Raw genomic sequence first — 18,794 nt, 5'->3', positions numbered from 1 at the left:
CCGGGAACCGCTGCGCGCACCGCCGTCCCGCCGGCCGTACCGGCTACCCGTACATCCGGCGCATCGTGAAGTCGACCATCTGCTCGACCGCCTTGGCGTCGAACACCATCCGGTGCTGCCCGTCGATGTCGAGCACGAAGCCGTACCCCGTCGGGAGCAGGTCCAGCACCTCGGCGCCGGTGATCACGAAGTACTTGGACTCCTTGCCCGCGTACCGGCGCAGCTCCTTGAGGGTGCTGAACATCGGGATCACCGGCTGCTGGGTGTCGTGCAGGGCGAGGAATCCGGGCGTGTCACCGCGCGGGCAGTAGACCTTGGACGTGGCGAAGATCGCCTGGAAGTCCTCGGCGGACATCGATCCGGTGGTGAAGGCGCGCACCGCGTCCGCCAGCGAGGGCGGGGACGGCTCGGGATAACCGGGCGACGGCTCGGGATAACCGCCGGGCATGGGGGCGGGACCCGGGCCCGGTCCACCGGGGCCGGGCCCTGAGTTCACGCTCTGCTCGAAGCCGTACACCCGCCCAAGAGTAACCAAGCCGGAGGCGAGGATACGGTCACATCGGCCGGTACGGGGTTGCTTCTTATTACCGACGGGTAGCATCATTTCCTACGACCGACCTCATTGACGTCCGAGCACCGCCCCACCCTCGTTCGAGCACCACCGACCCGTCTTGACAGCAGCAGGAACACGGAGCCAGGAGCCAGTCCTCATGGGCCACTACAAGTCGAACCTCCGCGACATCGAGTTCAACCTCTTCGAGGTGCTCGGCCGCGACCAGCTCTACGGCACGGGTCCCTTCGCGGAGATGGACGTGGAGACCGCGAAGGACATCCTCGGGGAGCTGGCACGGCTGGCCGAGAACGAGTTGGCCGAGTCGTTCGCCGACGCCGACCGCAATCCGCCGGTCTTCGACCCGGAGACCGGCACCGCGCCGGTCCCCGACACCTTCAAGAAGAGCTACGCCGCCTTCATGGAGTCCGAGTACTGGCGGCTCGGCCTGCCCGAGGAGATCGGCGGCACCACCGCGCCGCGCTCCCTGATCTGGTCGTACGCGGAGCTGCTGCTCGGCTCCAACCCGGCGATCTGGATGTACTCCTCCGGCCCGGCCTTCGCCGGCATCCTCTACGACGAGGGCACCGAGGAGCAGAAGAAGATCGCCGCCATCGCGGTGGACAAGCAGTGGGGCTCCACCATGGTGCTCACCGAGCCGGACGCCGGCTCCGACGTCGGCGCGGGCCGCACCCGGGCCGTCAGGCAGGACGACGGCACCTGGCACATCGAGGGCGTCAAGCGCTTCATCACCTCGGGCGAGCACGACATGTCCGAGAACATCATCCACTACGTGCTCGCCCGCCCCGAGGGAGCGGGCCCCGGCACCAAGGGCCTGTCCCTGTTCATGGTGCCGAAGTACGAGTTCGACTTCACCACCGGCCAACTGGGCGCGCGCAACGGCGTGTACGCGACCAACGTCGAGCACAAGATGGGCCTCAAGGCGTCCAACACCTGCGAGATGACCTTCGGCGACCGGCACCCCGCCAAGGGCTGGCTGATCGGCGACAAGCACGACGGCATCCGGCAGATGTTCCGGATCATCGAGTTCGCCCGGATGATGGTCGGCACGAAGGCCATCGCCACCCTGTCCACCGGCTACCTCAACGCGCTGGAGTACGCCAAGGAGCGCGTGCAGGGCGCGGACCTCGCGCAGTTCATGGACAAGACCGCCCCCAAGGTCACCATCACCCACCACCCCGACGTGCGCCGCTCGCTGATGACGCAGAAGGCGTACGCGGAGGGCATGCGCGCGCTGGTCCTCTACACCGCCTCCGTCCAGGACGCGATCCAGGTCGCCGAGACGGCGGGCGAGGACACCACCCGGCTGCACGGCCTCAACGACCTGCTGCTGCCCATCGTCAAGGGTTACGGCTCGGAGAAGTCGTACGAGCAGCTCGCCCAGTCGCTGCAGACCTTCGGCGGCTCGGGTTACCTGCAGGAGTACCCGATCGAGCAGTACATCCGGGACGCCAAGATCGACACGCTGTACGAGGGCACCACCGCGATCCAGGGCCAGGACTACTTCTTCCGGAAGATCGTCCGCGACCAGGGCCAGGCGATGACCGCCCTGTCGGAGGAGATCAAGAAGTTCCTCGCCGAGGCCGGCGGCGGCGAGGAACTGGCCACCGCCCGCGACCAGCTCGCCAAGGCCGCGGTGGACCTGGAGGCGATCGTCGGCACGATGCTCACCGACCTCGCCGCCACCGAGCAGGACGTCCGCTCCATCTACAAGGTGGGCCTGAACACCACCCGGCTGCTGCTCGCCTCCGGCGACGTGGTCGTCGCCTACCTGCTGCTCAAGGGCGCCGCGGTCGCCGCCGAGAAGCTGCCGGCGGCCACCGCGAAGGACACCGCCTTCTACACCGGCAAGATCGCCGCGGCGAAGTTCTTCGCGACGAACATCCTGCCGGGCGTGGGCGTGCAGCGCGCGGTCGCCGAGTCGGTCGGGCTGGACGTGATGGACCTGCCCGAAGCGGCGTTCTGACCTCACCGGCGGGCGGTGTGCCGTCGCGCGAAAGGGCGACGGCACCCGGCTGTCCCTGGCCGAATCTATGCTGGCGGACATGAGCTCTCAGCCGCGCGCCTTCGACCGCGCGCACACCGATGACCTGGCCGGCTTCGTCACCGCGTGCCCGTCGCCGTACCACACGGTCGCCACGGTCGGCGCGCGGCTGGAGAAGGCCGGGTTCCGGCAGGTGAGCGAGACCGACGCCTGGCCCGCGGAGGCGGGCGGGAAGTACGTGGTGCGCGGCGGGGCGATCGTCGCGTGGTACGTACCGGCCGGGGCGCCGCCCGAGACACCGTTCCGGGTGGTGGGCGCGCACACCGACTCGCCGAACCTGCGGGTGAAGCCGCGGCCGGACATGGGCGCGGCCGGGTGGCGGCAGGTCGCCGTGGAGGTCTACGGGGGGCCGCTGCTCAACAGCTGGCTCGACCGGGACCTGGGGCTGGCCGGCCGGCTGTCGCTGCGGAACGGCACCACCCGGCTGGTCGGCGTGGACCGGCCGCTGCTGCGGGTCGCCCAGCTGGCCATCCACCTCGACCGCGGGGTCAACGACGGGCTGAGCCTGGACCGGCAGCGTCACCTCCAGCCGCTGTGGGGCCTCGGCGAGGCGGAGGACGGCGACCTGATCGGCTTCCTCGCCGCGGAGGCCGGGGTCGACGCGCACGACGTCATCGGCTGGGACCTGATGACGCACGACGTGCAGCCGCCCGCCTACCTCGGCCGCGACCGCGAACTGCTCGCCTCGCCCCGGCTGGACAACCTGCTCTCCGTGCACGCCTGTACGGCCGCGCTGGCCGCCGCCGTCAGCCAGGGCGGCGACGACCTCCCGTACATCCCGGTGCTCGCCGCCTTCGACCACGAGGAGAACGGCAGCGAGTCCGACACCGGCGCCCACGGCCCCCTCCTCGGCAACGTCCTGGAGCGCTCGGTGCGCGCCCGCGGCGGCTCCTCCGAGGACCGGTTGCGGGCCCTGGCCGGCACGGTCTGCGTCTCCTCCGACGTCGGCCACGCCGTCCACCCCAACTACGCGGAACGGCACGACCCCACCCACCACCCCCGCGCCAACGGCGGCCCCATCCTCAAGACCAACGTCAACCAGCGGTACGCCACGGACGGCACCGGCCGCGCCCTGTTCAGCGCCGCCTGCGAGCGCGCCGGAGTCCCCCTCCAGCACTTCGTCTCCAGCAACGCGGTGCCCTGCGGTACGACGATCGGTCCGATCACCGCCGCCCGGCACGGCATCACCACGGTCGACATCGGCGTGCCCATCCTGTCCATGCACTCCGTGCGCGAACTGTGCGGCGCGGACGACCCGCACCTGCTCGCGAGCGCGCTCAAGGCGTTCCTGGAGGGCTGACGCACGAGTTCGTGAAGTGGGCGGCCGACCGGAACCCTCCTGCCCGACGGCGCGGACGCGGGGAAGGCCACCCGTGACAGGAGCGAGCAGGAAGACCGACCAGAACAAGGCCAGGGCTGAGGGCCGCGGTTGTCGAAGGGCCGCGATCTTTCCGTCACCCAACGGTGACGCGGTGCCGGGAGCATGGGCGCGGACCACTCAACCGAACCAGCCGGGGGGAATTCCGCCATGCCCAGCAGCGCCGCCAGCAGCCGCGCCCGTATCCGCGCCCGTATCCGGGTCCGCACCCGCGTCCGTGACGGCGTCCGTGACCGGGGCGTCGTGACCGGGGCCGCCCTCGTCGTCGTGTCGGCGCTCGTACTGAGCGCCTGCGGGACGTCGTCCTCGTCGTCCTCCTCGTCCTCGCACGGCGGGAGCGGGAGCCGCAAGTCCAAGAGCTCGCACTCGGGGTCGGTGGGGAAGAGCAAGGGGACCGCGGAGAAGGGCGCGAAGCCGTACGTGGTGACCTCGCGCACCCCGCCGCACGTTCCGCGCTGTCACACCAGGGACCTGGCCGTGTCGTTCGAGACCGGCGGGGCCGCGGCCCCCGATGTGACGTCCGATCAGCAGCAGACCGCCGGGGTCGCGGTACGCAACAGCAGCGGGCACGCATGTGTCGTCGGGGGCTTCCCGGGCGTGGACCTCAGGAGCGGGACGACGCGGTGGTCACTGTCGCGCGCGTCGCAGGAGTACGACCGCATCACCCTCCGCCCGGGGGGCACGACCGACTTCCCGATCACGTTCCTGCCGGAGCCGAAGGGGAGCTGGACCCCGAGCACGGTGACCGTCACCCCGCCGGACGAGACCACCTCGAAGACGCTCCGGTGGCCGTGGGGACCGGTACTGCTCCAGGACGGCGCCACCCACCCGGGTACGTACGTAGGACCCATCGGCTGAAGAACACGCTGATTGGACGTCATGTCTCCGGGTAGGCGGCGGTGGAGACCACACAGCCGTCAACTCGACGCAGGGAGGCGTGCACTGTGGGCATCGGAGGCTGCATCATCCTGATCGCGATCGGCGCGATCATCACCTTCGCCACCGACTGGCATGCGAAGGGCATCAATGTGGATCTGCTCGGCCTGATCATGATGGGCGTGGGCATGATCGGAATTGCCACCTATGTGAGCATTTTCAAGCGCCGCCGGATTCCTCCGACGGCGGACGGCGACCTGCCGCCCGTCGTGGAGGAGCGCTACTACTCCGACCGCCGCCCGGGTGGCCGTTACTGAGACCGGGGCTCCGGCGAGCCCCCCGCGTCCAGGCCCGCCAGGACCAGCGCCAGCCGGGAGTCCCCGTCCGCTGCGAGGCGGACAGGGACTCCCCAGTCCTGCTGGTGGACATGGCAGGCCGGATACTCGGTGTCCGGACCGTCGTCGCAGGACGCGGCCATCGCCGAGACGTGCAGCACCCCTGCGGGTACCGCGGGGTCGAGTACCAGGTCCCGGAAGAGGTCGGTGCCCTTGCCCGCGCCTTCCGTGAGCAGTTCCGGCGGGGTCGCGCCGACCAGCAGCCGGGTGGCCGGGCCGTAGCGCTCGTCCAGCTTCTGGCCGTCCGGCGCGGAGAAGACCACCTCGAGCCGGAACGGCCCGGGCGTGACGTCGGTGGCCGCCCGCTGCGTACGGTGGGCGACACCCGCCACCCGTACCGCCGACTCCGGCAGCCGCAACCGGGTCAGCCGGTGCCGGGCCGACTCCACGACCACGATGTCGCCGTCCACCACGACCGCGTCGGACGGTTCGCGCAGATCCGTGGCGAGCGTGGACACCTCACCGGTCGCGGGGTCGTACCGCCGCAGCGCGTTGTTGTACGTGTCGCTCACCGCGACCGACCGGTCCGGCAGCACGGTGACACCCAGCGGGTGCTGGAGCAGCGCCTGCCCGGCCGGGCCGTCGCGGTGGCCGAAGTCGAACAGACCGGTGCCGACGGCCGTACGGATCACGTATCCGTTCCCGTCCGCCCCCCGCTCGGCCCAGCGCAGCGCCGACGTCTCGGAGTCGGCGATCCACAGCCGGTCGCCGGCGGCGGCGAGGCCGGACGGCTGGGCGAACCAGGCGTCGCCCGCGTGCCCGTCCACCAGGCCCTCGTTGGTCGTGCCGGCCGCGACCTCCACCCGGTCGGTCGCCGGGTCGTACGTCCAGAGCTGGTGGACACCGGCCATCGCGATCCACACCCGGTCCTCGAACCAGGCCACGTCCCACGGTGAGGAGAGCGCGACCTCGCGGGCCGGCCCGGAGGTCGGCGAGCCCTGCCACCACTGCCTGCCGGTGCCGGCCACCGTGGTGACCCGCCCGGTCGCCAGGTCCAGCCGGCGCAGTGCGTGGTTCACCGTGTCGGCGACGACGACGCCTCCGTCCGGCAGCAGCGCCAGGCCCTGCGGCTCGCTGAACCGCGCGGTCGCCGCGTCCCCGTCCACCAGTCCGCGCTCGCCGGTGCCGATCCGCCGCAGGACGCTCTCGCCGTCCGCCGCCAGTTCCACCAGCGCGTGCCGGGTCGAGTCGGAGACCAGGTAGTGGCCGGAGCCGGGCAGCGCGAGTGCCTTGCCGGGGAAGCGGAGAGCGGTGGGGACGGGCTCCGGCGGCACGTACGGGCCGTCGCCGCGCCGCAGCGTCCCCTTCAGCGTGTGCTCCTGCTCCAACCGGGTGACCAGCTTCTCCAGCGCGTGCGCGTGCCCCTCGCCCGCGTGCTGCGCGACCACGTACCCCTCGGGGTCGATCACCACCAGCGTCGGCCACGCCCGCACCGCGTACTGCTTCCAGGTGGTCAGCTCCGGGTCGTCCAGCACCGGGTGACGCACCTCGTAGCGCTCCACCGCGTCCGCCACGGCCTGGTGCTCCGCCTCGTGCACGAACTTCGGGGAGTGCACCCCGACGATCACCACCGTGTCGCGGTGCCGCTCCTCCAGCTCCCGCAGCTCATCGAGGACGTGCAGGCAGTTCACACAGCAGAACGTCCAGAAGTCCAGGATCGCAATGGATCCGCGCAGGTCAGCAAGAGTGAGTTGCTTGTCACCGGTATTGAGCCAGCCGCCCTTGCCGATGAGTTCGGGCGCCCGGACGCGTGCTGTTGCGGTCATGTCCCCATCCAACCGCATCACCGGGGACACCCATTCCCCCGTGAAACGCCTGGTGCGGGAGAAGAGGTCCGCGGTCGGCGACGACTGCTGCCCCGCGGCGGGCGCGGCCAGCGCGGCGGGCGCGCGTTCTTGCGTGGACGGCAGGGTCCTGCGGGTGCGGGACGCCCTGGAGCTCCAGGACCCGTCCGGGACCGTGGTCGCCGTCCTCCACAAGAAGCCGCTCAGCCTCCGGGACGCGATGACCGTGGAGCGGGACGGCCAGCTGCCGGTGACGAAAACGCCCCGGAGGTGCGCGCACGGGGCGCGCCCCCGGTACCCGTCCCCCTACGGTGTCGGCACCCCCAGCACCCGGTCGCGCAGCACCGGGAAATCGGCTCGGACGGCCGTCACCCGGGCCGGGTCCAGCTCCACGGTGAGGATCTGCTCGTCCGGGCCCGCCTCGGCCAGCACCTCGCCCCACGGGTCGACCACCATGCTGTGGCCGGCCTGCGCCACGCCGACGTGCGTGCCGGCGGTCCCGCACGCGAGGACGTACGCCTGCGACTCCACCGCCCGCGCCTGGACCAGCAGCCGCCAGTGGGCGAGCCGGCGGGTGGGCCAGCCGGCCGGGATCACCAGGACGTGTGCGCCCGCGTCGATCAGCAGCCGGAACTGTTCGGGGAAGCGGAGGTCGTAACAGGTGGCGAGGCCCAGCACGGTGTGCGGCAGCCGCGCGGTGACGATCTCGCGTCCCGCGGCCATCAGCGCCGCCTCGCCCTGGTCGAAGCCGAAGCGGTGGATCTTGCGGTAGACGGCGTGCAGGCGGCCGTCGGGCGAGAAGAGCAGCGAGGTGTTGAACAGGAGCCCGTCCGGGTCGCGTTCGACGACGGACCCCGCGTGCAGCCACACCCCGGCGTCCCTCGCGGCGGCGGCCATCGCCTCGGCCGTCGGTCCGCCGTCCACCGGTTCCGCCTCCGCCGCGAAGTCGTCGGCGGCGAAGGCCCCCACCGGCCACAGCTCGGGCAGCACGACCAGATCCGCTCCGGCCTGCCCGCGTACCAGCGTCGCCACCCGCTCGCGGCGGTCGGCGACCGTTTCCTTCGGGTCTACGTCGATCTGCAACAGCGTTGCGCGCACCTGGACACCGCCCATACGTGGGTTCGTCGTCTCGGGCCTACCATCGTCACTCGAAAGCACTGCGTGGGCGCCCGCGCGCAGCGTAGCTTAGGCGCCAACCACCACGACCGCGCACCGACCGTCGAGGGGTCCCGTGACCGTCCACAGCAAGCTCCAGCCGTACATCGACGCCTGGACCCACTCCATAGAGTCCATCAACGACCTGGTGTCGCCACTGGCCGAAGGGGAGTGGAACCGTCCCACCGAGTGCCCCTACTGGTCCGTCCGCGACGTCGTCTCCCACGTCATCGGCTTCGAGTGCGAACTGCTCGGCGACCCGCGGCCGATCCACAGCCTGCCCAGCGACCTGCGGCACATCACCAGCGAGGCCGCCCGCTACACCGAGGTCCCGGTCGACATCCGCCGCCACCACACCGCGCCCGAGATGACCTCGGAGCTGGAGTACACCATCATCCGCCGCTCCCGGCAGCTGCGGAACGAGTCGCGGGAGCCCGACGCGATCGTGCGGGCCATCGGCGGCGGCGAGATCAGCCTCGAAGAGCAGTTGTGGGCGCGGGTGTTCGACGTATGGGTGCACGAGCAGGACCTGCGCCGCGCCCTGGACAGGCCGGGAAACCTCACCTCCCCCGGCGCCGTGCTCGCCCGTGACTACGTGCTGCGCGCGCTGCCCAAGCTGGTCGCGCACGACGCCGCCGCCAAGCCCGGCTCCGCGGTCGTCTTCGACGTCCACGGCCCGCTGGAGTTCATGCGGACGGTACGGGTCAGCGCGGAGGGGCGCGGCACCATCGACTCCGCGGTGTCGCTCGGGCCCGCGGTCACCTTCATCCTGGACTGGGAGACGTTCCTGCGGCTGATCACCGGCCGGGTGAAGCCTGCCGCGGTGGCCGGCGACCGGTTGAAGACGGAGGGCGACGCGGCCCTCGCGGACACGATCCTGGCGCACATCGCGGTGACGAAGTAGGGGCCGAGCCGGGACCGGGTGGCGGCGGCCAGGGCGTCGCAGGGCATTCTACGTGCTGTGACGGCGCGGTGACGTTCCGATGATGAAAGTACCGGAATCCTGTCGGAAGGGGCGCGTCGGGCGAGTAGGGTGAGGCGCACTCCGCACGCCCGCACGACAGCTCGCGCGTCGACTCCGCACGTCGGCTCCGCGCGCGGCTCCGCACGTCAACGTCTCCGGCACGGCGGTCGGCTGTGGGCCTCCCGCTACGAGGTACCGATTGATGCCAGCTCAGGACTCCTCCGCGTTACCCGGCTCGCCCCTCGATGCGCCCCATCCGCCCGGCACCGGTCCCGCCCTCACCGGTCCCGCCGCCGGCCGGCGGAAGGGGAAGGCCTCCCGCGCCTGCGCCGCCGCGCTCCCGTTGACCGTCGTGGCGGCGGCGGGCGCGGCCTGCGGGTGGGCGGCGGACCGTACGGCCGCCGAGGACCGTACCGTCGTCACCGCGACCGGCGCGCTCGCCGCGGCACTGCTCGGCGTCGCGGTCGCCCTCGCCCTGTCCCGGCGCCGGCTGGCCCGCGAGTGGCGCGACCGCCACGAAACCCTCCGCGCGGAGGCCGCCCGTACGGTCGCGGCGCACGCCGACGCGATCCGGCTCGCCGCCGCCGAGGTGGCCGCGGCGCACCGCGCCCTGCACGCGGCGGAGCTACGCCGGCGTACGGCCGCCGAGGCCCAACGCTCCCTGCGCGCCCTGCTGCGGGCGGAGAGCGCCCGCGCGGGGGCCCTGGAGGCCGAGGCCGCGCGCCTGGCCGAGGTCACCGTCCCGAGGGCCGCGGACCGGCTGCGGGCCGGCGACCCGGCCGGCACCCTGCTGACCGGCCTCCCGCACCCCGCCGCCCCCGCCCACCAGCGCCTCCTGAGCACCGTCCTCCGCGAACTCGCCACCAGCGAACGCCTGCGCGCCGCCTTCCCCGGCACCTCGCACCGGACCGAGCCGGTCCGCGTGGTGGACGTCCTGCGCGACGCGGCGAGCCGCGCCGACGCGTGCGGGCGGGTCCGGCTGCACACGCACTCGGCGCGCCCCGCGTACCCGGTGATGACGGCCGTGGTGGCCGGTCACGCGGCCGAGGGCGTCACGCACGCGCTGGCCGAGCTGCTGGACCGCGCCTGCACGTTCTCGCCGCCGACCGAGGACGTGCACGTGTACGTACGGGAGACGCTCTCCGGCGTGGTCGTCACCATCGAGGGCATCGGCGTGGAGTCGCCGGAGGAGACGCGGGCCGGCGCGGAGCGGCTGGTCTCCGGCGATCCGCCGGAGGTGGACCCGCGGACGCTGACCGGGACGCGGCTGAGCCTGGCCGTGGTGGGCAGCCTGGCGCGGGCGCACGGGCTGCTGGTGTCGTTCCGGCCGTCCGCGCGGGGCGGGGCGGGCGTGGTGGTGCTGCTCCCGCCGGAGATCGTCACGCCGGCGTCCGAGGGGGAGCCGGTGGCACCCCACCACCCGGTGGACCCCTCGGGCGACCACCGCGCTCCCGAGGGGTACGACGCTCTCCCGCCGGTGCCGCCGGACGAACCCGCCCCGGAGCGCGCCCGGCCCGCCACACCGCTGCCCAAGCGCCCCCGCGGCCAGGCCCTCGCCGCCGCCCAGCACTGGGACCTGACCGCCGACCCCACCGCGGCCTGGCTCACCCCCGCCCCGAAGGGCACGCCGGACGGGTCCTAACCCGGTACTTCGCAGGTCGCCGAAAAGGTTCGCCGCGGCAGCCTCCCGGCGTCCGATCTCGACCAGGCCGGACCGGGACGGTAATCACCGTTACGGTTCCGATCGGCGAGCGATCAGCAACGACCACCTGATCTTCGCGATCGGGTGACCTGCGAAGTACGGGCCTGGCCGGGTGCCGCGTGGTCGCGTCGCCGGAGTGTGCCGCGTCGCGACGCCCGGCACGGTGCCTCGCGGTGTTGCCGCACCGACCGGGCAGGCCCATGACGAGACCGGTCCGGCGCCCTGCGGCGCACCGCACCGCACCGGACGCCGCCCCGTGACGGGCACACCCTGACCGACGCGGCACCGGGCGTCACTCCCCGACCACCGCCGCCGTGCGGTGCACGCTCTCGACGCGGCTGACCGCGATCCGTTCCCGTTCCAGGCGGTCGGCGCGCCGCCACAGGCGGAGGACCTGGGCCGTGCCGACGGCCTGCACGACGAAGACGCTGCTCCACGCGACGCGGTAGTTGTCACCGGTCGCGTCGAGGAGGACGCCCACCGAGAACAGCGTGATCATGGAGGCGGTGAAGCCGCCGACGTTGACGATGCCGGAGGCGGTGCCGAACCGTTCCGGCGGGTTGGCCGGCCGGGCGAAGTCGAAGCCGATCATCGAGCCAGGCCCGCAGGCGCCGAGCACCACGCAGAGCAGGACCAGCAGCCACCTCGGGTCCTGGCCGCCGGGCCAGGACAGGGCGGCGGCCCAGGCGGCGGCGGTGGTGGCGATCACGCCGAGGGTCAGCGGCAGCCGGGCGCCGTGATGGCGGGAGATGATCTGTCCGAAGACCATGCCGAAGACCATGTTGGCGACGACGACCAGGGTGAGCAGGCCGCCCGCCGCGTCCCGCGAGAGGCCCTGGTCCTCGACCAGGTAGGGCAGACCCCACAGCAGCAGGAAGACCATCCCGGAGAACTGGCAGGTGAAGTGCGTCCACATACCGAGGCGGGTACCGGGTTCGCGCCACGCGTCGGTGATCTGGCGGCGTACGAAGGCCAGGCCCACGTGTCTCGCGGGCGGCGGAACGTACCCCTCCGGGTGGTCCTTGAGGAAGAGGGCGACCAGGACCATGACGAGGGCGCCGGCCAGTGCCGTGCCGAGGAAGGTCGGGGTCCAGCCCGCGGAGTGCAGCAACCGGGAGAGGGCGACGGTGGACACGAGGTTGCCCGCGACGCCGAAGAGGGCGGCGCCCTGGGCGATCAGCGGCCCGCGCCGGGCCGGGAACCACCGGAAACCGAGCCGTAGCACGCTCACGAACGTCATCGCGTCGCCGCAGCCCAGCACCGCGCGGGCGGCGAGCGCCGTCCCGTACGAGTGCGACAGCGCGAACGCCGCCTGCCCGAGGGTGAACAGCAGCGCGCCGAGCAGCAGCACCTTCTTCGTGCCGAGCCGGTCCACCATCAGGCCCACGGGTATCTGCATGCCCGCGTAGACCAGCACCTGGAGGATGGAGAAGGAGGAGAGCGCGGAGGCTCCGACATGGAAGCGGTCGGCAGCGTCGATGCCGGCCACACCGAGGCTGGTGCGGTGGACGACGGCGACGAGGTAGACGCAGGTGCCGACCGCCCAGACGAAGGCCGCGCGCCTGCCGCCGGGCGGGTCGCCCGGGAGGACGTCCGCGGGAGCGGAGCCGACGGTCGGTCCGTGCCCGGTGGGGTCGGCGGGGCAGGGGAAGCCGTTCGCGGACCCGTCCGCCGGGGTCCCGCCGTCCGGGGACCCGCCCTCCCGCGTCACGACTCGCCCCGGGCGAGGACCTTCACCCACGACACGTGCCGGTCGACGACCTCCGCCGCGTCGTGCGCGGCGCCGTCCCGGAGCGCTTCGAGGATCCGCGTGTGCTCGGTCAGGTTCTTGGCCACCCGGCTGGGTTCGGCGTGCATCACGGCCACGCCCATCCGCAACTGCCGGTCGCGCAGCTGGTCGTAGAGGTGCGCGAGGATGCGGTTCCCCGCCGCCCGCACGATCTCCGCGTGGAAGGACCGGTCGGCGACGGCGAACGCGGCGAGGTCGCCGTGCTCCGCGTGCCCGCGCTGCTCGGCCAGCGACTCCTCGAGCCGCGCGATGAGGCCCGGGGGCGCGGCCCCGACCACCTTCGCCACGGCGTGCTGCTCCACCAGCAGCCGGGTCTCCACCACGTCGGCGATCTCCTGCGCCGAGACGGGCAGCACGAGGGCGCCCTTCTTCGGGTACAGCTTGAGCAGCCCCTCCGCCTCCAGGCGGAGCAGCGCCTCCCGCACCGGCGTCCGCGACACCCCGACCGCGCCGGCCAGATCCCCTTCCGTGAGCAGCGTCCCTCCCTCGTAACTGCGGTCCAGCACACCGCGCTTGACGTGCGAATAGACCCGCTCGGCGGCAGGCGGGGACTTCGGCGTGTTCGTGACCTGGCGGGTGGCAGCAGTGGAGTCCATGATGCGCACATCATAGATGCAACACGTATGCACGAACAGGTCCGGGTCCGTGGCAGGACGTCGGCCCGCGAGGAAGACATGCCCGGGTACGGCGGCCCGCCTCGCGCACCCCGCCCGGGGTGCGCGAGGCGCATCAGTCCCGCCCGCGCGCCCCTCGGCTCACGGCATCGTGTTCTCGACGGACTCCGCGTAGCTCTGCAGATTCGTGAGTACGGATTTCGGGTCGCCGTGGACGGCGCGGCCGATGTTCTTGCGGAGTTCCGCGCTGACCGGCACCCAGGAGGGCTTGTTGACCGGGAAGAACGCCGCGTCGGGCAGCCGCTGCAGGAACGGGAGCAGCACCTTTTCGTCGGGCAGACTCCGTACGGCCTGCGAGGTGTCCGCCGTCACGGGCAACAGCTTGTTCCCCTGGTGGAACTTGAGCATGTTCTCCGGGCTGTAGACGTACCGCATGAACGCGGCGTCCGCTTCCAGGTGCCCCGGCTCCTTGAACGCCATGATCCAGTCGGCGTTGCCGAGGGTTCGCGCGCTGAGTCCGGCCAGGCCCGGCAGCGGTGCCACGCCGATGTCGATGCCCGCGCCCTTGGCCCGGCGGAGCACCGTCATGTGGCCGTTGAGCATGCCGGTCCGGCCGGCCAGGAACTGCCCGAAGGCGTCCGCGACGTTGGTCCTGGCCGGGTCGTTCGGACCCACCAGGCCCGGCTCCACCAGATTGTTCTTCAGCCAGGTGAACGTCTTCACGTTCGAGGCCGAGTCGAAGGTGTACGCACCGCTGGCGTCGGTGTAGCCGCCGTCGTTCCCGAGCATCCACAGCATCGTCTCGGCTTCCGACTCCTGCGGCCCGAGCGGCAGCCCGAACGGCACCGGAACACCGTTCTCCTTCAGCTTGACCGCGGCACGCTTGATCTCGGCCCAGGTCCGCGGCGCCTTCTTGATGCCCGCCTCGGCGAAGAGCTTCTTGTTGTAGAAGAGCATGCGGGTGGAGGCGACCCACGGAATCCCGTACTGCGTGCGCTTCACCGAGCCCGCCTTGGCCAGTGACGGGATGAAGTCGGACTGCATGCTGATCGGGAAGAGGGCGTCGGCGCTGTAGAGGCGGTCCTCGGCGGCGAACCCGCTGTACGAGTCGAGCTGCGCCATGTCGGGAATGTTCCCCGCCTTGACCATCGCGGCGACTTCCTCGTTCGCGCGCTCCACCGGTACGAACTGGACCTCGATCTTGATGTGCGGGTAGCGCTGCTCGAAGCCGCTCGCCAGCTGGCCCCAGTACGCGGCGACCGGGCTGCCCACCTTCAGGCCGCTGTAGTCCGTCGCGACGATGCGCAGCGTGGTGTCCTTGCTCAACGGCGACGTGCTCCCGCACCCGCTGAGCACGGCTAGCGCCGGCATGACCGCTAAACCGACCACCGCCATGCCGTACGTACGATTCCGCCGCACTGTTGCTACCGCCCTCATGGATAGTTCGCACCCTCTGGCAGCAACGAGTTTTGCCCTCAGCCTAACTCAGGGTCAACACCGAGCCCGTATCAGATGTGTGACGGACCGTCAGTTACGACGAGGCGCGCCGAAGAAAAAACCGCGACTCCTGGGCGACTACCCTCCTGCGTCAGGCCGTTGATCGTACCGGCAACCGGACTGCGCCCGTCCGGGGGGGGCGGGCGCAGTCCCCCCGGACGGGCGCGCGGCGCTACTTCGCGAAGGCGTAGTCCATCAGCTTCTTCGCGTCCGCGAGTCGGTTGGCCTCGGAAGACGACGACAGCACCGTGCCGATGACCGTTTTGGTACCGCGGGTGGCGGCGAAGACCAGGCAGTAGCCGGCCGCCGGGCCGGAACCGGTCTTGACGCCGATCGCGCCGGAGTAGGTGCCGAGCAGCTTGTTGGTGTTGGTCCACGACATGTAGCGGTAGCCGCCGCTCTTGGTCGTCACCTTGGTGCTGATCGACCTGGTCTTCACCACGGAGCGGAACGTGGAGAACTGCATCGCACTGGTCGCGATCTTCGTCAGGTCGCGCGGGGTCGAGTAGTTCGCACCGTTGCCGATGCCGTCGAACGAGTCGAAGTGCGTGTTCTTCAGACCCAGTTGCCAGGCGGCGGTGTTCATCTTGCCGATGAACGACGCCACCCGCGCGGACCGCGTGGTCCCGGTGCCGAACTTGTCGGCCAGGGCGTACGCCGCGTCACAGCCGGACGGGAGCATCAGCCCGTACAGGAGCTGGCGGACGGTCAGGCGGTCGCCGACGATCAGGCGGGCCGACGAGGCGTTCTTCGCGACGATGTAGTCGCTGTACGCCTTCTGGACGACGACCGTGGCGTCCAGGTTGAGGTTCTTCTGCCCGAGCACCACCCGGGCGGTCATGATCTTGGTGGTCGAACCGGTGGATCGGCGGGTGTCCGCGGCCTTGCCGAAGAGCGTCGTCTTCGTGGCGTTGTTCATCACGTAGCCGCCCTTGGCGGTGATCGCGGGCGGCGTGAGCGTGGCGGCCTGCGCCGGGACGGCGAACGCCCCCGCCGCCAGAACGGCGCCCGTGGTGAGCGCGACCGCGGACCCGCGACGTACGGCTTTCATGCCGGTTATCACTATGAATACCCCAATGTCCCCTGCGGCACGGCCTTCTGTGAATGCCGCTCGATGAGGAGACGCCGGAGCGGGGCCAATGGATGCGCGCCACCCGCAGACTTCTTCGGACGGGGGGACGGCGGGGGACGGCCGCACTACGGGCGCAGCGTCGAGACGAGGCTCGCCGTCGAGGTCAGCGTGGACTGGATCGTGGGGGCGAAGCTGGTGGAGGCGAGACTGAAGCCGAGGAAGACGCACAGGAGCGCGTGGCTCGGCTTCAGCGCGCGGTTGCGCATGAGGACGGCGGCCATCGCGAGCAGGAGCAGGACAATGGAGACAGAGACGACCATACGGCCGATGGCAGCACAATTCGCTCACGGGTGCCGGTGGACACGCAGAACGGAGGGTCAGGACGTTTGTACGTCCGGACCCTCCGCCGCTCTCCGCCGCCCTGCTACGCCCAGGTGAGCAGCCGCTTCGGCTGCTCCAGGATCGCCGCGACGTCCGCCAGCACCCTGGAGCCCAGTTCGCCGTCCACCACCCGGTGGTCGAAGGAAAGGGCGAGCGTGGTGACGTGACGGGGCCTCACCTTGCCCTTGTGCACCCACGGCTGGAGCTTGATCGCGCCGAAGGCGAGAATCGCGGACTCGCCCGGGTTGAGGATGGGCGTGCCGGTGTCGACGCCGAAGACGCCGACGTTGGTGATGGTGACCGTGCCGCCCTGCATCGCCACCGGGGGGGTCTTGCCCTCCCGGGCCGTGGTGACCAGTTCGCCGAGGGCGGCCGCCAGTTCGGGGAGCGTCCTGTCCTGCGCGTCCTTGATGTTGGGGACGATCAGGCCGCGCGGAGTGGCCGCGGCGATCCCCAGGTTCACGTACGACTTCTGGACGATCTCCTGGCTCGCCTCGTCCCAGGCCGCGTTGACCGCGGGGTTGCGCCTGACGGCGACCAGCAGCGCCTTCGCGACGAACAGCAGTGGGCTGACCCGCAGACCGGCGAACTCCGGGTCCGCCTTGAGCTCCTGGACCAGCTTCATCGTCCGCGTGATGTCGAAGGTCACGAACTCCGTGACGTGCGGCGCGGTGAAGGCGCTGGCCACCATCGCCGCCGCGGTCGCCTTGCGGACGCCCTTGACCGGGGTGCGCACCTCCCGCCGGTCGGCCGTGCCGGTACCGATTCCGGTCCCGTTTCCTGCTCCGGCTCCTGCTTCGCCTCCGAGCGGTACGGAGACGGTGCCGGGTTCGGTGGCCGGCGGGAGGGGGGCCGGCGGGGCCGCCGCCGCCCGGATGTCCTCCCGGGTCACCACACCGCCGGGTCCGGTCGGTGCCACCGTCGCCAGGTCGATGCCCAGCTCCTTGGCCAGCTTGCGTACGGGCGGCTTGGCCAGCGGCCGTTCCACCGCAGGGGCGGGAGGAGCCGGAGCCTGAGCCGCGTGACCGTTCAGCTCCGTACGGGCCGGAGCCGGTCCGTACGGAGCTGAACCCTTGCGCGGACGCCGCGTCGTGGCGGACGGTGCGACCCCGTACCCCACCAGCACCGCCTGCCGCTCGGTCTCCGGCTGGGGCTCGACGGTCGAGGGCTCCGGGGACGGGGGCTGCGGGGACGGGGGCTGCGGGGACCGCGTGGATTCCGGGGTGGAGGACTCCGGGACCGGCGGCGCCGCGTCCCCCGCCCGCGAACCCTCCCCCGCGTCCACCACGATGATCGGCGTCCCGACGTCCACCGTCGCGCCCTCGCCGAAGCGGATCTCGCTGACCACCCCGTCGTAGGGAATCGGCAGCTCCACGGCCGCCTTCGCCGTCTCCACCTCGCAGACGACCTGCCCGTCGGTGACGGAATCACCGACGCCGACGTACCACTTGAGGATCTCCGCCTCGGTCAGGCCCTCCCCGATGTCCGGCATCCGGAATTCGCGGAGGTGCCGTGCCTGTGCGGTCATGATCGTCACAACCCTCTCCTCGGAACTCAGAACGCCAGCGCGCGGTCGACTGCGTCGAGTACGCGGTCCAGGCCCGGCAGATACTCCTCCTCCAGGCGGGCCGGCGGGTAAGGCGAGTGGAAGCCGCCCACCCGCAGCACCGGCGCCTCAAGGTGGTAGAAGCTGCGCTCGGTGATCCGCGCGGCGATCTCCGCACCGGCACCGTAGAAGACCGGGGCCTCGTGCACCACGACCAGGCGGCCGGTCTTCTCCACGGACGCCTGAACGGTGTCGAAGTCGATCGGCGAGAGCGACCGCAGATCCACGACCTCCAGGCTATGGCCCTCGTTCGCGGCAGCGGCGGCTGCCTCCAGGCACACCTTCACCATCGGCCCGTACGCCGCCAGGGTGAGGTCGGTGCCTCGCCGCGCGACGACCGCCTTGTGCAGGTCGCCCGGGACGGCCGAGACGTCGAGGTCGCCCTTGTCCCAGTACCGCCGCTTCGGCTCGAAGAAGATCACCGGATCATCGGAGGCGACCGCCTGCTGGATCATCCAGTAGGCGTCGACCGGGTTGGAGCAGGTGACCACCTTGAGGCCCGGGGTGTGCGCGAAGTACGTCTCCGGAGACTCGCTGTGGTGCTCGACCGCACCGATCCCGCCGCCCGAGGGGATCCTGATCACGATCGGCATCTTCTGTCGACCGGCGGACCGGTTGTGGAACTTCGCGACCTGGCTGACGATCTGGTCGAAGGCCGGGTAGACGAAACCGTCGAACTGGATCTCGCACACGGGTCGATAGCCACGCAGGGCGAGTCCCACGGCTGTCCCCACGATGCCGGACTCGGCCAAAGGCGAGTCGATCACCCGATGCTCGCCGAAGTCCTTCTGCAGTCCCTCGGTGACCCGGAAGACGCCGCCCAGCTTCCCGATGTCCTCACCGGCCAGCAGCACCTTGGGATCGGCCTCCAGGGCTCGCCGCAATCCGGCGTTGAGCCCTTTGGCCAAGGTGATCTTGCTGGTCTTGCTGGGGTCACCCGGCTTGCTCGAATCGACGGTCATCACT

Annotated in this window: 16 protein-coding genes; 6 read left to right on the top strand and 10 right to left on the bottom strand. The window is 71.4% G+C overall.

Annotated features, from left to right (window positions below):
- Positions 1 to 43: 43 nt before the first annotated feature.
- Positions 44 to 517, bottom strand: a complete 474-nt coding sequence (locus tag VIW71_RS17555; RefSeq protein ID WP_414720771.1) for an SseB family protein — start codon at positions 515 to 517, stop codon at positions 44 to 46.
- A gap of 193 nt (positions 518 to 710) precedes the next feature.
- Between VIW71_RS17555 and VIW71_RS17550 the strand changes: the two genes are divergently transcribed.
- The 4 genes from VIW71_RS17550 to VIW71_RS17535 all read left to right on the top strand — a co-directional run bounded on the left by VIW71_RS17550 (position 711) and on the right by VIW71_RS17535 (position 5,186).
- The gene (locus VIW71_RS17550; protein ID WP_331623275.1) at positions 711 to 2,537 is read left to right on the top strand and encodes an acyl-CoA dehydrogenase; all 1,827 of its coding nucleotides are present in this window, start codon (positions 711 to 713) and stop codon (positions 2,535 to 2,537) included.
- A gap of 79 nt (positions 2,538 to 2,616) precedes the next feature.
- Positions 2,617 to 3,915, top strand: a complete 1,299-nt coding sequence (locus tag VIW71_RS17545) for a M18 family aminopeptidase (protein WP_331623274.1) — start codon at positions 2,617 to 2,619, stop codon at positions 3,913 to 3,915.
- A 228-nt stretch (positions 3,916 to 4,143) separates the two neighbouring features.
- The gene (locus VIW71_RS17540; RefSeq protein ID WP_331623273.1) at positions 4,144 to 4,851 is read left to right on the top strand and encodes a DUF4232 domain-containing protein; all 708 of its coding nucleotides are present in this window, start codon (positions 4,144 to 4,146) and stop codon (positions 4,849 to 4,851) included.
- A gap of 86 nt (positions 4,852 to 4,937) precedes the next feature.
- Positions 4,938 to 5,186, top strand: a complete 249-nt coding sequence (locus VIW71_RS17535; RefSeq protein WP_331623272.1) for a hypothetical protein — start codon at positions 4,938 to 4,940, stop codon at positions 5,184 to 5,186.
- Here VIW71_RS17535 and VIW71_RS17530 read toward each other — a convergent pair.
- On the bottom strand, positions 5,180 to 7,030 hold the full coding sequence (locus VIW71_RS17530) for an NHL domain-containing thioredoxin family protein (RefSeq protein ID WP_331623271.1): 1,851 nt from the start codon (positions 7,028 to 7,030) through the stop codon (positions 5,180 to 5,182). The two genes, VIW71_RS17535 and VIW71_RS17530, sit on opposite strands and share 7 nt — an antisense overlap.
- Before the next feature lie 324 nt (positions 7,031 to 7,354).
- Positions 7,355 to 8,146, bottom strand: a complete 792-nt coding sequence (locus VIW71_RS17525; protein ID WP_331623322.1) for a carbon-nitrogen family hydrolase — start codon at positions 8,144 to 8,146, stop codon at positions 7,355 to 7,357.
- A gap of 133 nt (positions 8,147 to 8,279) precedes the next feature.
- On the opposite strand from VIW71_RS17525, the gene VIW71_RS17520 reads away from it, so the two are divergent.
- Both VIW71_RS17520 and VIW71_RS17515 read left to right on the top strand, forming a co-directional pair.
- Positions 8,280 to 9,107 (top strand): maleylpyruvate isomerase family mycothiol-dependent enzyme, encoded by an 828-nt coding sequence (locus tag VIW71_RS17520; protein ID WP_331623270.1) that lies wholly within the window; start codon positions 8,280 to 8,282, stop codon positions 9,105 to 9,107.
- Between the two features lie 262 nt (positions 9,108 to 9,369).
- Positions 9,370 to 10,809 carry an ATP-binding protein gene (locus tag VIW71_RS17515; protein WP_331623269.1) on the top strand — a complete coding sequence of 480 codons (1,440 nt, stop codon included), beginning with the start codon at positions 9,370 to 9,372 and terminating at the stop codon, positions 10,807 to 10,809.
- Positions 10,810 to 11,161: 352 nt separating this feature from the next.
- Here the strand turns inward: VIW71_RS17515 and VIW71_RS17510 are convergent, their stop codons facing one another.
- The 7 genes from VIW71_RS17510 to VIW71_RS17480 form a co-directional block, all read right to left on the bottom strand.
- Positions 11,162 to 12,580 (bottom strand): MFS transporter, encoded by a 1,419-nt coding sequence (locus tag VIW71_RS17510; protein WP_331623268.1) that lies wholly within the window; start codon positions 12,578 to 12,580, stop codon positions 11,162 to 11,164.
- Positions 12,577 to 13,254: a GntR family transcriptional regulator gene (locus VIW71_RS17505; protein ID WP_331623267.1), complete on the bottom strand. Its 678-nt coding sequence runs from the start codon at positions 13,252 to 13,254 to the stop codon at positions 12,577 to 12,579. The genes VIW71_RS17510 and VIW71_RS17505 overlap by 4 nt, the downstream gene beginning before the upstream one ends.
- Positions 13,255 to 13,413: 159 nt before the next feature.
- A complete protein-coding gene (locus tag VIW71_RS17500) occupies positions 13,414 to 14,598 on the bottom strand; it encodes an extracellular solute-binding protein (RefSeq protein WP_331623266.1) in 1,185 nt (394 codons plus the stop codon).
- A gap of 343 nt (positions 14,599 to 14,941) precedes the next feature.
- On the bottom strand, positions 14,942 to 15,820 hold the full coding sequence (locus VIW71_RS17495; protein ID WP_331623265.1) for a D-alanyl-D-alanine carboxypeptidase family protein: 879 nt from the start codon (positions 15,818 to 15,820) through the stop codon (positions 14,942 to 14,944).
- Between the two features lie 146 nt (positions 15,821 to 15,966).
- Entirely contained in the window at positions 15,967 to 16,161 is a 195-nt protein-coding gene (locus VIW71_RS17490) for a hypothetical protein (RefSeq protein WP_331623264.1), read from the bottom strand.
- Between the two features lie 104 nt (positions 16,162 to 16,265).
- The gene (locus VIW71_RS17485; RefSeq protein ID WP_331623321.1) at positions 16,266 to 17,750 is read right to left on the bottom strand and encodes a dihydrolipoamide acetyltransferase family protein; all 1,485 of its coding nucleotides are present in this window, start codon (positions 17,748 to 17,750) and stop codon (positions 16,266 to 16,268) included.
- A gap of 26 nt (positions 17,751 to 17,776) precedes the next feature.
- Positions 17,777 to 18,790, bottom strand: a complete 1,014-nt coding sequence (locus VIW71_RS17480) for an alpha-ketoacid dehydrogenase subunit beta (RefSeq protein ID WP_331623320.1) — start codon at positions 18,788 to 18,790, stop codon at positions 17,777 to 17,779.
- Positions 18,791 to 18,794: the final 4 nt, after the last annotated feature.

It is taken from the genome of Streptomyces sp., assembly GCF_036524955.1.
Classification (GTDB): Bacteria; Actinomycetota; Actinomycetes; order Streptomycetales; family Streptomycetaceae; genus Actinacidiphila.
This window is presented reverse-complemented; position numbering and strand designations above follow the sequence as displayed.

Excerpts from the sequence above, each read along its gene's own strand:
- VIW71_RS17530 (WP_331623271.1), bottom strand. The coding sequence starts at position 7,030 with ATGACCGCAACAGCACGCGTCCGGGCGCCCGAACTCATCGGCAAGGGC.
- VIW71_RS17490 (WP_331623264.1), bottom strand. The coding sequence starts at position 16,161 with ATGGTCGTCTCTGTCTCCATTGTCCTGCTCCTGCTCGCGATGGCCGCC.
- VIW71_RS17485 (WP_331623321.1), bottom strand. The coding sequence starts at position 17,750 with ATGACCGCACAGGCACGGCACCTCCGCGAATTCCGGATGCCGGACATC.
- VIW71_RS17540 (WP_331623273.1), top strand. The coding sequence starts at position 4,144 with ATGCCCAGCAGCGCCGCCAGCAGCCGCGCCCGTATCCGCGCCCGTATC.
- VIW71_RS17545 (WP_331623274.1), top strand. The coding sequence starts at position 2,617 with ATGAGCTCTCAGCCGCGCGCCTTCGACCGCGCGCACACCGATGACCTG.
- VIW71_RS17495 (WP_331623265.1), bottom strand. The coding sequence starts at position 15,820 with ATGAAAGCCGTACGTCGCGGGTCCGCGGTCGCGCTCACCACGGGCGCC.
- VIW71_RS17550 (WP_331623275.1), top strand. The coding sequence starts at position 711 with ATGGGCCACTACAAGTCGAACCTCCGCGACATCGAGTTCAACCTCTTC.
- VIW71_RS17515 (WP_331623269.1), top strand. The coding sequence starts at position 9,370 with ATGCCAGCTCAGGACTCCTCCGCGTTACCCGGCTCGCCCCTCGATGCG.
- VIW71_RS17480 (WP_331623320.1), bottom strand. The coding sequence starts at position 18,790 with ATGACCGTCGATTCGAGCAAGCCGGGTGACCCCAGCAAGACCAGCAAG.
- VIW71_RS17505 (WP_331623267.1), bottom strand. The coding sequence starts at position 13,254 with ATGGACTCCACTGCTGCCACCCGCCAGGTCACGAACACGCCGAAGTCC.